This window comes from Kitasatospora sp. NPDC058965 (genome assembly GCF_042741245.1).
Classification (GTDB): domain Bacteria; phylum Actinomycetota; class Actinomycetes; order Streptomycetales; family Streptomycetaceae; genus Kitasatospora.
In genome coordinates, this window is the sequence record NZ_JBHYKG010000233.1 from 1 (window position 1) to 13900 (window position 13900).

Annotated in this window: 8 protein-coding genes; 4 read left to right on the forward strand and 4 right to left on the reverse strand. The window is 72.9% G+C overall.

Annotation, left to right across the window (positions count from 1 at the left end; all coding sequences use genetic code 11):
* A partial coding sequence (locus ACFW1A_RS29335) for a maltotransferase domain-containing protein (protein WP_380413913.1) occupies positions 1 to 872 on the reverse strand: 872 nt, incomplete at its 3' end.
* 882 nt (positions 873 to 1754) lie between these two features.
* Between ACFW1A_RS29335 and glgP the strand changes: the two genes are divergently transcribed.
* Positions 1755 to 4376, forward strand: coding sequence for an alpha-glucan family phosphorylase (gene glgP, locus ACFW1A_RS29340; RefSeq protein ID WP_380413915.1), 2622 nt, complete (start codon positions 1755 to 1757; stop codon positions 4374 to 4376).
* Between the two features lie 134 nt (positions 4377 to 4510).
* Here the strand turns inward: glgP and ACFW1A_RS29345 are convergent, their stop codons facing one another.
* The 3 genes from ACFW1A_RS29345 to glgX are packed head-to-tail and all read right to left on the reverse strand — an operon-like array spanning position 4511 to position 10314.
* On the reverse strand, positions 4511 to 6313 hold the full coding sequence (locus ACFW1A_RS29345) for an ABC transporter ATP-binding protein (RefSeq protein WP_380413918.1): 1803 nt from the start codon (positions 6311 to 6313) through the stop codon (positions 4511 to 4513).
* Positions 6310 to 8106, reverse strand: a complete 1797-nt coding sequence (locus tag ACFW1A_RS29350; protein ID WP_380413920.1) for an ABC transporter ATP-binding protein — start codon at positions 8104 to 8106, stop codon at positions 6310 to 6312. Before ACFW1A_RS29350 ends, ACFW1A_RS29345 begins: the two co-directional genes overlap by 4 nt.
* 33 nt (positions 8107 to 8139) lie before the next feature.
* The gene (gene glgX / locus ACFW1A_RS29355) at positions 8140 to 10314 is read right to left on the reverse strand and encodes a glycogen debranching protein GlgX (protein ID WP_380413922.1); all 2175 of its coding nucleotides are present in this window, start codon (positions 10312 to 10314) and stop codon (positions 8140 to 8142) included.
* Positions 10315 to 10595: 281 nt separating this feature from the next.
* On the opposite strand from glgX, the gene ACFW1A_RS29360 reads away from it, so the two are divergent.
* The 3 genes from ACFW1A_RS29360 (at position 10596) to ACFW1A_RS29370 (ending at position 13856) form a co-directional block, all read left to right on the forward strand.
* A complete protein-coding gene (locus tag ACFW1A_RS29360) occupies positions 10596 to 11852 on the forward strand; it encodes an Ig-like domain-containing protein (RefSeq protein WP_380413925.1) in 1257 nt (418 codons plus the stop codon).
* Between the two features lie 145 nt (positions 11853 to 11997).
* Complete coding sequence (locus tag ACFW1A_RS29365; protein WP_380413928.1) at positions 11998 to 13218, forward strand: Ig-like domain-containing protein; 1221 nt, start codon at positions 11998 to 12000, stop codon at positions 13216 to 13218.
* Between the two features lie 83 nt (positions 13219 to 13301).
* Positions 13302 to 13856: an ATP-binding protein gene (locus ACFW1A_RS29370; RefSeq protein ID WP_380413931.1), complete on the forward strand. Its 555-nt coding sequence runs from the start codon at positions 13302 to 13304 to the stop codon at positions 13854 to 13856.
* Positions 13857 to 13900: the final 44 nt, after the last annotated feature.

The window sequence follows — 13900 nt, forward strand, 5'->3', positions numbered from 1 at the left end:
GCGTCGAAGTCCTCGATGGTGCCCAGGTCGGGGTGGACGGCGTCGTGGCCGCCCTCGGGCGAGCCGATCGCCCACGGCGAGCCGACGTCCTCCGGCCCCGGGGTCAGCGTGTTGTTCGGGCCCTTGCGCCAGGACAGTCCGATCGGGTGGATCGGCGGCAGGTACAGCACGTCGAAGCCCATCGCCGCCACCGCCGGCAACCGCTCCGCCGCCGTGCGGAAGGTCCCCGAACGCGCAGGTTCCAGGCTCGCGCCCTCCGACCGCGGGAAGAACTCGTACCACGACCCGTACAGCGCCCGCCGCCGCTCCACCTGCAGCGGGTGCGGGCGGGAGGCGGTGACCAGCTCGCGCAGCGGGTGGCGGGCGAGCGCCTCGGTCACCGCGGGCGCCAGGGCGGCGGCCAGCCGGGTGAGCGGGAGCTGGGCGGCGTCGCGCAGCGCGTCCACCGCGCGCAGCACGGCCGGGCGACCGTCCCGCTTGGGGACCCCGGCGGCGGCGCGCTCCAGCAGCAGCGCGCCCTCCTCCAGCACCAGGTCCACGTCCTGACCGGCCGGCACCTTGACCGAGGCGTGGTGGCGCCAGGTGGCGACCGGGTCGCTCCAGGCCTCCACCGTGTAGTTCCACCGGCCCTGGGCCGTCGGGGTGACCTCGGCGCCCCAGCGGTCGGTGCCGGGGGCGAGTTCGCGCATCGGCAGCCAGCCGCCGCTGCGGCCCCTGGGGTCGCGCAGCACCACGTTGGCGGCGACCGCGTCGTGGCCCTCGCGGAAGACGGTCGCGGTGACCAGGAAGGTCTCGCCCTCGACCGCGCGGGCGGGGCGGCGGCCGCCGTCCACCTGGGGGGCGACGTCGAGGACGGGGATCCGGCCGATCATCGGGTCGTTCTCCTTCGTCCGGCGCGTGGTGGCCGGGCGGGGCGTGCTGGCGGTGGCGGGGGTGCGCCGGGTGGTGGTCCGGCGGGGGGCGACAGTTTTTGACGGTGCTTCGGCCGTTCGGGGGGAGCGCACCCTGGCCGGTTCCGTTATGGCCGGAACGGACACCTGCGCGGTCGGTGGCTCCAACCCCTCGGACACCAGTGCGGACTGATTCCGTGTGTCGCCGTGCATGTCAAACTCCTGCCCGAGATCGGCGGCGGTCCCGGGGCGGATCGAGTGCCGGGGACGCCGGAGAGGACTACTTGGGTGGGGGACTGACGAGCGACCGGAGCCTGCCCGTACCACCGTGTCCGAGAACCGGCCGGTCGTCCGGCGCCACGGCGGTCCGGAACTGCGAGACGGCGCGCGTCCCGGCGCGCGGCCTCGCGGCACGCCCTGAGGGCGATTCCGACCCACCCCGGCAACGACCGGGGCGGTGACGAGGACACGCGTCGGCCCACCTGCGGGGAGACAAGTGAGCCGAGTGGGCTAACGGAGTGTCGGGGAAGGATTCGAGCGCGGAGGACCGACCGCGCCGCACGGGGGTACGCCACCCATGCCGACCCGCTGCGACAGCGGCCTGTGCCCATCCTCGCACTGTTCGTGGCTGCTACCACTCGGTTCGCGGCCGGTGTGGTGGTGCGGGGGAGCAGATCGGCCACCCCGATCCGCCCGTTCGTGGGGCCCGCGCGAGCCGGGCGTGCGCTCCCACCAGGGTGTGCGCCCCGTGCGCCCCCCATGTTTCGGACTGCGCCTGACGCGATCTCATCTGTCGCCCGAATGGAGCTGTGTTACGAGAGTTGACGCCCCATCAGCCCCACTCGCGGGTTTACGCTTCGGGCCGTGAAGGCCATCCGCAGATTCACCGTCCGCACCGTCCTGCCCGAGCCGTTGCAGCCCCTGCACGAGCTGGCGCTTAACCTGCGCTGGTCCTGGCACCCGGAGACCAGGGAGCTGTTCCGCTCCGTCGACCCGGTGGTCTGGGCGTCCGTCGGCGAGGACCCGGTCCGGCTGCTCGGCGAGGTGCCCGCCCCGCGGCTGGCCGCGCTGGCCGCCGACCGCCGCTTCCTGCGCCGCCTCGGCGACCTCACCGACGAGCTGCACGACTACCTGAGCGGCCCGCGCTGGTACCAGGAAGTGGCGTCGCTGGAGCCGCTGCCCGCGGCCGTCGCCTACTTCTCGCCGGAGTACGGCATCGCCGCCGCGCTGCCGCAGTACTCCGGCGGCCTGGGCATCCTGGCCGGCGACCACCTGAAGGCCGCCAGCGACCTAGGCGTGCCGCTGGTCGGCGTGGGCCTGTTCTACCGGCACGGGTACTTCCGGCAGTCGCTCACCCGGGACGGCTGGCAGCAGGAGCGCTACCCGCTGCTCGACCCGGACGAGTTGGCGGTGACCCTGCTGCGCGAGCCGGACGGCGAGCCCTGCCGGGTGGAGCTGGCGCTGCCGGCCGGCCGCCGACTGGTGGCGCAGGTCTGGAAGGCCCAGGTCGGCCGGGTGCCGCTGCTGCTGCTCGACTCCGACCTGGACGCGAACGCGGCCGCCGAACGGGACGTCACCGACCGGCTCTACGGCGGTGGCAGCGAGCACCGGCTGCTCCAGGAGATGCTGCTGGGGATCGGCGGGGTGCGCGCCGTGCGGGCGTTCTGCCGGCTGACCGGGCACGCCGAACCCGAGGTGTTCCACACCAACGAGGGGCACGCCGGGTTCCTGGGCATCGAACGGATCCGGGAGCTGGTCGAGCGCGGCAGCGCGGACTTCGGCGCCGCGCTGGAGGCGGTGCGGGCCGGCACCCTGTTCACCACGCACACCCCGGTGCCGGCCGGCATCGACCGGTTCGAGGCCGAGCTGGTGGCCCGCCACTTCAGCGGCGACGCCGCGCTGCGCGGGGTGCCGGTGGACCAGGTGCTGGCGCTGGGGCTGGAGAGCTGGCCGGGCGGCGACCCCAAGCTGTTCAACATGGCCGCGATGGGCCTGCGGCTGGCGCAGCGGGCCAACGGGGTGAGCACCCTGCACGGCGAGGTCAGCCGGACCATGTTCGGTGCCCTGTGGCCCGGCTTCGACTCCGCCGAGGTGCCGATCACCTCGATCACCAACGGGGTGCACGCGCCGACCTGGATCGACCCGGCCGTGGTCCGCCTGGGGGCGGCCGAGATCGGCGCCGAGCGGGCCGAGGCGGCGATGTCGGTCGGCGGGGCCGAGCGGTGGAGCGAGGTGGAGCAGATCGACGACGCGCGGATCTGGGACGTCCGCCGCGAGCTGCGCGGTCAGCTGGTCGAGGAGGCCCGGCGCCGGCTGCGCGCCTCCTGGCGCCAGCGCGGGGCGGGCGACGCCGAGCTCGGCTGGACCGAGGCGGTGCTCGACCCCGACGTGCTGACCATCGGCTTCGCCCGGCGGGTGCCCTCCTACAAGCGGCTCACCCTGATGCTGCGCGACCAGGAGCGGCTGCGCTCGCTGCTGCTGCACCCGACCCGGCCGGTGCAGATCGTGGTGGCCGGCAAGGCGCACCCGGCCGACGACGGCGGCAAGCGGCTGATCCAGCAGCTGGTGGCCTTCGCCGACGACCCGGCGATCCGGCACCGGATCGTCTTCCTGCCGGACTACGACATGGCGATGGCCAAGCACCTGTACCCGGGCTGCGACGTCTGGCTGAACAACCCGCTGCGCCCGCTGGAGGCCTGCGGCACCTCGGGGATGAAGGCCGCGCTCAACGGCTGCCTCAACCTCTCGGTGCTGGACGGCTGGTGGGACGAGTGGTACGACGGCCGCAACGGCTGGGCGATCCCCACCGCCGACGGCCGGGGCATCGACGAGGACCAGCGCGACGAGATCGAGGCGGGCGCGCTCTACGACCTGATCGAGCACCAGGTGGCGGCGCGGTTCTACGAGCGCGGACCGGACGGGCTGCCGCACCGGTGGATCGCGATGGTGCGGCACACCCTGGCCACCCTCGGGCCCAAGGTGCTGGCCGGCCGGATGGTGCGCGAGTACGTGGAGCGGCTCTACGCGCCGGCCGCGGTGGCCCAGCGCGAGCTGGCCGGGCCCGGCGCCAAGGCGCTGGCCGACTGGAAGGCCCGGGTGCGCCAGGCTTGGCCGGCGGTGCGGGTGGAGCACGTGGACGCGGCGGTGGCCGAGGCGGCCGAGCTCGGCACCTCGCTGGCGGTGCGGGTGCAGGTGTCGCTCGGCAGCCTGACCGCCGAGGACGTCGAGGTGCAGGTGGTCTCCGGCGCGGTGGACGAGCGGGACCGGATCCGGGAGGCCGAGCTGCTGTCGCTCAAGCCGGTCGGCGGCGGCGACCTGAACGGGTGCCAGCGCTACGAGGGGACCCTGGAGCTGACCCGGACCGGGCCGTTCGGCTACACCGTGCGGGTGCTGCCGGCCCATCCGCTGCTCGCCTCGCCGGCCGAGCTCGGGCTGGTGGCGCTGCCGGCCCCGACGGCCGGGATGGACGCGGGGGTGCTGCGCTAGGCGCGCCCCGCCCACTGACGGGTGCTCAGGAAGTCGGGTGGGTCGACTTCCTGAGCACCTTCATGACAGGTGCGGCGTGACGCAAACCTCGTTCGTCATCGACGACACCGCGCTCACCGTCGGCTGACGCGGTCTCAGACCAGGCTGTCCCGCCAGGCCTGGTGCAGGTCGGCGAACCGGCCCTCGCCCGCGACGAGCCGGGCCGGTGCGCCGTCCTCCACGATCCGGCCCTGGTCCATCACCAGGACCCGGTCGGCGATCTCCACCGTGCTCAGCCGGTGCGCGATGATCAGTGCGGTGCGCCCGGCGAGCACGGTGCGCATCGCGTGCTGCACCGCCTGCTCGCCGGGGATGTCCAGCGAGCTGGTCGCCTCGTCCAGGATCAGCACCGCCGGGTCGGCCAGCAGCGCCCGGGCGAAGGCGACCAGCTGGCGCTGGCCGGCCGAGATCCGGCCGCCGCGCTTGCGCACGTCGGTGTCGTAGCCGTCCGGCAGCTCGGTGATGAACTCGTGCGCGCCGATCGCCTTGGCGGCCGCCTCGATCTCGTCCCGGGTGGCCTCGGGGCGGCCGACCGCGATGTTCTCCGCCACGGTGCCGGAGAACAGGAAGGACTCCTGGGTCACCATCACCACGCCGCGGCGCAGCTCGGCCCCGGCCAGCTCGCGCAGGTCCACCCCGTCCAGGGCGACGGTGCCCGCGCTCGGGTCGTAGAACCGGGCCAGCAGCTTGGCCAGCGTCGACTTGCCGGCGCCGGTGGCACCGACCACCGCGGTGGTGGAGCCGGCGGCGAGCACCAGGTCGAACGCGGGCAGCACCACCTTGCCGCTGCGGTAGGCGAACTCCACCGAGCGGAAGGCCACCTCCCGGCCGGCCGAGGTGCTCGGCGGCAGCGCGACCGGGGCGGTCGGCTCGGCCACCGACGGCTCGTGCGCGAGCAGTCCGGCGATCTTCTCCAGCGCCGCGGCGGCGGCCTGGTAGCTGTTCAGGAACATCGCCAGCTGGTCGATCGGGTCGTAGAGCCGGCGCAGGTAGAGCACGAAGCCGGTGAGCACGCCCAGTTCCAGGCTGTCGTCGGTCACCAGCCAGGCACCGGTCAGCACCACCAGGGCGACCCAGCAGTTCGCGACGGCCCGCGAGGAGGCCACGTAACGGGCCATCTCCAGCAGACCGTTGGCGTTGGACCGGGTGTACTCCCGGTTGGACCGGGCGAACAGCTCGGCGTTGGCGCCCTCGCGCCGGAAGGCCTGCACCGGACGGATGCCGTTCATCGTCTCGGTGAACCGGACGATCACCGAGGCCACCGCAGAGCGGCCGGTCCGGTAGACCCGGCCGGAGCGGCGCCGGAACATCCGCACCAGCAGGTACATCGGCAGCACCGAGACCAGCGCGACCAGGCCCAGCCGCCAGTCCATCACCAGCAGGATGACGGCGATGTAGCAGACCGAGAGGAGGACCGAGAGCAGCTCCTGCAGGCCCTCGTTGAGCAGTTCGCGCAGCGCGTCCACGTCGCTGGTGGCCCGGGAGATGATCCGGCCCGAGGTGTAGCGCTCGTGGAAGTCCAGGCCGAGCAGCTGGGCGTGCCGGAAGATCCGGGTGCGCAGCTCCAGCAGGATGTCCTGGTTGAGCAGGCCGGAGAGCCGGATGAAGGCGCGCTGCAGCAGGGTGCCGACCAGCGCGCAGCCCAGGTAGGCGGCGATCACCGCGACCAGCGGGCCGCTGTCGTGCCGGCGCAGCGCCGGGATGCCGCGGTCGATGGCGAGCGCCACCAGCAGCGGGCCGGACTGCAGGGCGGCCTGCTGGAGCAGGATCATCAGGCCGGCGACGACCAGCCGGCGGCGGTGCGGACGCAGCAGCGAGCGCAGCAGGGCGCGCGGCGCGCCCGGCGGGACCGGGATCTCCTCGTCCTCGACCGCGGCGGGTTCGAGCACGGTGGTCATAGGGTCACACTCTCTTCCATCGCCCCGCTCATCAGTTCGCGGTACTGCGGGCAGCTCTCCAGCAGCTCGGTGTGGCGCCCGACGGCGATGATCACGCCCTCGGCCAGCACCGCCACCCGGTCGGCCAGCAGCACGGTGCTCGGGCGGTGCGCGACCACCAGCGCGGTGGTGCCGGACAGCACCTCGCGCAGCGCGGCCTCGACCAGCGCCTCGGTGCGCACGTCCAGCGCGGAGAGCGGATCGTCCAGCACCAGGAACTCCGGGTCGCCGACCACCGCGCGGGCCAGCGCCAGGCGCTGGCGCTGGCCGCCGGACAGGCTCAGCCCCTGCTCGCCGACCTCGGTGTCCACGCCCTGCGGGAGCTGGTGCACGAAGTCCGCCTGCGCCACCGCCAGGGCCCGGCGCAGCGCCTGCTCGTCCGCCTCCGGGGCGCCCATCAGCACGTTCTCGCGCACCGTGGCGGAGAACAGGATCGGGTCCTCGAAGGCGACCGCGAGCCGGCTGCGCAGCTCGGGCAGCGGCAGCAGGCGGATGTCCTGGCCGTCCAGCGTGATGCTGCCCGCGGTGGCCCGGTAGAGCCGGGGCAGCAGCGCGGTCAGCGTGGTCTTGCCGCTGCCGGTGGCGCCGACCAGGGCCAGGGTCTCGCCGCTGCGGATGTGCAGGTCGATGCCGCGCAGCAGGTCGGGGGTGTCGGCGGGGGCGTCCGGGTAGCGGAACCGGACGCCGGTGAGCCGGATGCCGTCCGCGGTGCGGGGGGCCGGCAGCTCGGTGGGCGCCGCCTCCTCCGGGGTGTCCATCACGTCGAAGAACCGGTCGGCGGCGGTGCTCGCCTCGTTGGAGTAGGCCAGCAGCCAGCCCATCGACTCCACCGGCCAGCGCAGCGCGAGCGCGGTGGAGAGGAAGGCGATCAGGGTGCCGGCGGTCAGCTCGTCGTGCGCCACCCGGACCGCGCCGACGGCCAGTGCGCTGCCCAGCGCCAGCTCGGGCAGGCCCACGATCACCGCCCAGAGGTCGGCCAGCATCCAGGTCTTGCGCAGTTCGGTGCCGCGCAGCCGGTCGGCCCGCTCACGGAAGTGCCGGGCCATGGTGCGCTGGCGGCCGAAGGACTTGAGGATCCGGATGCCCAGCACCGACTCCTCCAGCACGGTGGCCAGGTCGCCGTTCTGGTCCTGGGCGGTCCGGGAGGCGGCCGAGTACCCCTTCTCGAAGTGGGTGCAGAGCAGGATCAGCGGCACCGAGGGGATCAGCGCGATCAGCCCGAGCCGCCAGTCCAGCCAGAGCATCAGCGCGCTGCCGGACAGGAACATCAGCGAGTTGACGATCAGGAAGACCAGCGGGAAGGCCAGGAAGAGCCGCAGGGTGTACATGTCCGAGGTGGCCCGGGAGAGCAGCTGCCCGGACGGCCAGCGGTCGTGGAAGGCGACCGGTAGCCGCTGCAGCTTGCCGTAGAGGTCGGCCCGCATCTCGGCCTCGACCCGGCCGAGCGGACGGGCGATCAGCACCCGGCGCAGGCCGAACAGCCCGGCCTCGGCCAGCCCGAGCACCACCAGCAGGGTGAACAGCGGCCACAGGCCGGCCAGGTCGTGGTGGGCGATCGGGCCGTCGACGATCCGGCCCAGCACCAACGGCACCAGCAGCACCGCGGTGGAGGCCAGCAGGGCGGCGGTCACCGAGCCGGCCAGGTGCCACCGGATGGGGCGGGCGTAGGACCTGAGCCTGAGCAGGGAGCGCACCGTGGACCTTGTGGGTCCGGCGGCGGGCTGGAGGTGCGGGGGAGCAGCTGTCTCGGCCATCCGGTTGAGCGTAGGCGCAGCCCCTGTCACTTCTCATCTGGTTTTTGAGTGCTGACCCAGCAGACGGAGGGATCGCGCCATGAGCGCTCCGCCGGTGCGCCCGGCGGTGTCCAGCAGCAGCTCGAAGCCGCCCTCCGGCGGCAGGGCGAACTCCACCGGCTGCTCGGAGGCGTTGAGCAGCAGCAGGAAGGAGTCGTCGGTGAGCGGGCAGCCGTGCTGGTCGCGCTCGGACATCGCGGTGCCGCGCAGCAGCATGCCGAGCACCGCGGTGGGGGCGTACCAGTCGGCCTCGGTCATCTCGGTGCCGCGGGGGTTGAGCCAGGTCAGGTCGGGCAGGCCGCCGGGCACCTTGGCCCGGCCGGAGAAGAAGGCGCGCTGGCGCAGCACCGGGTGCGCGCGGCGCAGCCGGATCAGCCGGGCGGTCAGGTCGTGCAGCTCGCGCCAGTGCGGCCGGTCCAGCAGCGACCAGTCCACCCAGCTGGTCGGGTCGTCCAGGCAGTAGGCGTTGTTGTTGCCCTGCTGGGTGCGGCCGAACTCGTCGCCGGCGGTGAGCATCGGCACCCCCGCGGAGAGCAGCAGGGTGGCCAGCAGGTTGCGCAGCTGGCGCAGCCGCAGCTCCTGGACCGCCGGGTCCGCGGTCGGGCCCTCGACGCCGCAGTTCCAGGACCGGTTGTCGTCGGTGCCGTCCCGGTTCTGCTCGCCGTTGGCCAGGTTGTGCTTGGCGTTGTAGGAGACGAGGTCGCGCAGCGTGAAGCCGTCGTGCGCGGTGACGTAGTTGACCGAGGCGTAGGGCCGGCGGCCGCCGCGCTGGTACAGGTCGGAGGAGCCGGACAGCCGGGAGCCGAGCTCGGCCACGTCCGGGCGGGCACCGCGCCAGAAGTCGCGCACGGTGTCGCGGTACTTGTCGTTCCACTCGGCCCACAACGGCGGGAAATTGCCCACCTGGTAGCCGCCGTGGCCGACGTCCCAGGGCTCGGCGATCAGCTTGACCCGGCTCAGGAACGGGTCCTGGGAGATCGCCGCGAGCAGCGGGTGGTGCATGTCGACGTCGTCGCTGCCGCGGGCCAGCGCGGCGGCCAGGTCGAACCGGAAGCCGTCCACGCCCATCTCGACCGCCCAGTACCGCAGCGAGTCGGTGATCAGCCGCACCGTCTGCGGCTGCCGGGTGTCCAGGGTGTTGCCGCAGCCGGTGAAGTCGGTGTAGCCGCGCCCGCCCCGGGCGCCGCGGCCGAGCCGGTAGTAGCCGGCGTTGTCGATGCCGCGCAGCGACAGGGTCGGGCCGAGCTCGCCGCCCTCGGCGGTGTGGTTGTAGACCACGTCGAGGATCACCTCGATGCCGGCCGCGTGCAGCGCCCGGACCATCCGCTTGAACTCGCCGACCTGCTGGCCGCGGGTGCCGGAGGAGCTGTAGCCGCCGTGCGGGGCGAACCAGCCGATCGAGTTGTAGCCCCAGTAGTTGGTCAGGCCGCGCCCGTGCAGGTGGTCCTCGGTGGCGAACTGGTGGACCGGCAGCAGCTCGACCGCGGTCACCCCGAGGCCGGTCAGGTACTCCACGGCCGCCGGGTGGGCCAGGCCCGCGTAGGTGCCGCGCAGCTCGGGCGGGATGCCGGGGTGGCGCATCGTGAAGCCGCGCACGTGCAGCTCGTAGAGCACGGTCTCGGCCCACGGGGTCTTGGGGCGGCGGTCGTCGGACCAGTCGTCGTCGTCGTGCACCACCACGCCGCGGGCGGTGAACGGGGCGGAGTCGCGGTTGTCCCGCACGGTGTCGGCGACCTCGGCCTCGGGCCAGTCGCGGACCGAGCCGCAGAGCGCGGCGGCGCCGGTGAAGACGCCGTCCACCGCGCGGGCGTACGGGTCGAGCAGCAGCTTGGCCGGGTTCCACCGGGCGCCGGTCCACGGGTCCCAGCGGCCGTGCACCCGGTAGCCGTAGCGGGTGCCGGGGCCGACCCCGGGCAGGTAGCCGTGCCAGGTCTGGAAGGTCTGCTCGGTCAGCGGATGGCGGTGCTCGGCACCGGCCTCGTCGAAGAGGCAGAGCTCCACCGCCTCGGCGCCGGGCGCCCAGAGCGCGAAGTTGGTGCCGTCGGCGCCGTCCGGACCGTGCCGGTGGCGGGCCCCGAGCGGCTGCCAGCTGCCCGGCCAGACCCCGGCCACGGGCGGTTCGGCCGTGGCCGGGGTCACCCCGAGCTCCAGTTCCTGCCGTGCCGTCATACCCGCACCCTCCGCGCGAGGACCCGATCTGTTACGGGCCGATGTCCAGTGAGTGGAATCGTTCCCTCGTGTCCCAGCGGGAACCCGATCGTTGAACGCAGGACTGGTCCAACCCGGGTGGCGCGGCGGGCTGCGGGGAACGGGCCGGTCCCACCATGATCACTTCACCGCTCGGCCACTGCCCTCCCGCCGAAGATTCACTCAGACGGCTTAGTTATCCTGTCGGTCGCGCGGGCCCGCATGCGGTCCGGTCAGGGACGAAACGGGAGGGGAGCCGCTCAGTGGAGCCGGTTCAGGCGGCGCAGGCCGCGAGAGGCAGCAGGGCCAACCGGGCCGGGGCCCGCCGGGCCGCGGTCGCACTGCTGGCGGGCGGTGTGCTGGTGCTGGCGTCCGCGTGCGGCCCGGACGACACCAAGGCGGGCGGGTCCGCCGACGCCTCGGCCGGTTCGAGCGCGGCGCCCGGGGGAGCGTCCTCGCCGAAGCAGTCGGCCGCAGTGATCACCGTCGACCCCAAGGACGGGTCTCAGGACGTGGCCCCGAGCGGGGCGGTCAAGATCTCGGTCGCCAACGGCAAGCTGACCCAGGTCGCGGTGGCCGACAAGGACGGCAACGCGGTGCAGGGCACCATCGCCGCCGACGGCCTGAGCTGGAGCCCGGCGGGCGCGCTCGCGGTCGGCATGGCCTACAAGGTCAACGCCCAGGCGGTGGACGCCAACGGCCAGCAGTCCGCGATCGACTCCAGCTTCACCACGCTGACCCCGGCGAAGACGGTGGCGGCCAACGACAACATCTCCACCGGCGCCACCTACGGCGTCGGGATGATCGTGTCGGTGAACTTCTCCAAGGACATCGTCAAGAAGGACGACGTCGTCAAGGGCATCACCTTCGAGGCCTCGGACGGCACCCAGGTCAAGGGCCACTGGTTCAGCAGCCGCCGGCTCGACTTCCGGCCGCAGCAGTACTGGAAGCCGGGCACCAAGGTGACCATCCACTTCAAGCTGAAGAGCGTCGAGGTGTCCCCGGGCGTCTACGGCGGCACCGACCGCGACGAGTCCTTCACCGTCGGCCGCTCGCAGGTCTCCACCGCGGACGCCTCCACCGACAAGATGACGGTGACCCGCGACGGCGCCGTGGTGCAGACCCTGCCGATCACCGCCGGCAACGACGACAACCCGTCGTGGAACGGCACCATGGTGATCGAGGGCAAGGACCTGGTCACCCGGATGAACTCGGCCACCGTGTCCAACGTGGTCGGCTCCGAGTACGACGTGCCGGACGTCCCGCACGCGATGCGGCTGACCGACTCGGGCACCTACGTGCACGGCAACTACTGGGGCAACGCCTTCGGCGTCTCCAACGCCAGCCACGGCTGCATCGGCCTGCAGGACGCCAAGGGCGGCGACGCCAACTCGGTGGCCGGCAAGTTCTACGCGGCCTCGATGATCGGCGACGTCGTCATCGTGAAGAACTCCAAGGGCAAGACGGTCAGCGGCTCGAACGGGCTGAGCGGCTGGACCGTACCGTGGAGCCAGTGGTAATCGAACGGGTCGGTTGACGATCCGGTGCAACGTTCGGCCCGTACCAGGGCGTCCTCCGGTACGGGCCGTTCCGTTCCCGGCGGGAACCGGCGGACCCGGTGCCGCGTATAGGCACTACGGGACTCACGGCAAGGGGAGTACAGGTATGGGCTCGATACGTGTGGGGGCGGTGCTGGCGGTCGGAACCACCCTGCTGCTGGCGACCGCCTGCGGCAGCAGTGGCGGACACTCCACCGCGGGCGGCACGGCCCCCGGCGCCGGCGGCACCGGCCCGGCCGCGCCGGCGAGCTCGGCGGCGCCGAAGACCTCGGCCGCCGTGGTGGACATCGAGCCCAAGAGCGGCACCCAGGACGCGGCACCGAGCGCCTTCAAGGTCGGCGTGACCAGCGGCAGGCTGACGGCGGTCACGGTGACGGACAAGGCCGGCCAGAGCGTGCCGGGCGCCATCGCGCCGGACGGGCTGAGCTGGCTGCCGACCAACCCGCTGGCGGTCTCCGACAGCTTCCAGGTGAAGGCCGACGCGGCCGACCAGAACGGCGTGGCCACCACCGCGACCAGCAGCTTCAGCACCCTCACCCCGACCCGGACCTCGCGCAGCCAGGACAACGTGGTGACCGGCTCCACCTACGGGGTCGGCATGATCGTCTCCTTCGACTTCGGGATGCAGGTCAAGAACACCAAGGCGGTGGCCGACGCGATCACCGTCGAGGCCTCCGACAACTCCCAGGTCAAGGGCCACTGGATGGGCAACGGGCGGCTGGACCTGCGCCCGGAGAACTTCTGGAAGCCGGGCACCACGGTCAAGGTGCACGTGCGGCTGAAGAGCGTCGAGGTGTCCCCGGGCGTCTACGGCAACTCGGACCGGGACGAGTCCTTCACCATCGGCCGCTCGCAGATCAGCACGGTGGACGCCGCCGCGCACACCATGGTGGTGCAGCGCGACGGGCAGGACGTCGAGACCATCCCGATCAGCTCCGGCTCCAACGACCACCCGACCTACAACGGCACCATGGTGATCGAGGCCAAGGAGGGCACCGCCCACATGACCTCGGCCTCGGTGCCGGGCCTCAAGCCGGGCGAGTACGACCTCCAGGTGCCGCACTCGATGCGGCTCACCGACTCCGGCACCTACGTGCACGGCAACAACTGGTCCTCGCACGCCACCTTCGGGTCGGAGAACGTCAGCCACGGCTGCGTCGGCCTGGAGGACGCCCCGGGCGACCAGGGCGGCCCCGACACCACCGCGGCCAAGTTCTACGACGCGTCGATGGTGGGAGATGTCGTGAAGGTCGTCAACTCCAAGGGCGCCGCGGTGGATCCGGACAACGGCCTGAGCGGCTGGAACATGCCCTGGAGCACCTGGTAGGACGACCCCTTCCGCCCGGGTCATATGCCAATCGAATAGTGATCGTTTCGTCATTGTCCGTACATGGGTCGCTGCGAACCGCGATGATGGTCCGCATGGCGGGATGGGGCGAAGTCGATCAGTCAGCACCTCTCAATCGCGGCCTGGCCGCCGACGCTGCGGCGGAGCACGGTCGGTCGGCGCTCGCGGCCCTGGAACGACTCTCCCCCTGGGAGCTGGAGCGCACGGTGCTGCCCCGGCTGCGCGACCCCGCCGGCAACGAGGAGGTGCGGCTCCCCTCGCGCGGCGAATCCGGCCCGCTGGCACGCAAGTTGGTGCTCTCGGTGCTGCGCGCCTGGGGGCTGGGCCAGCTGCTCGAAGTGGTGGAGTTACTCACGGCCGAGCTGGTGGCCAACGCGGTGCGCCACACCGGCGGGCGGACCATCGGCCTGCGGATGCTGCGCCGCCCCGGCTGGCTGCGGGTCGAGGTGCGCGACTCCTCCCGCGCGCTGCCCTGCCTGGTCGTCGCCGAGCCGGGCGCGGAGTACGGCAACGGCCTGGTGGTGGTGAACACCCTCGCCGACCGCTGGGGCGCCGATCTGCTGCCCCGCGGCAAAGGGGTCTGGTTCGAGATCAAGATCCGCGAGCGTTCCGCCTGACGCCCGCGGGAACGACGGAGCGGCCGCCCGGTTCGTTAGCGGGC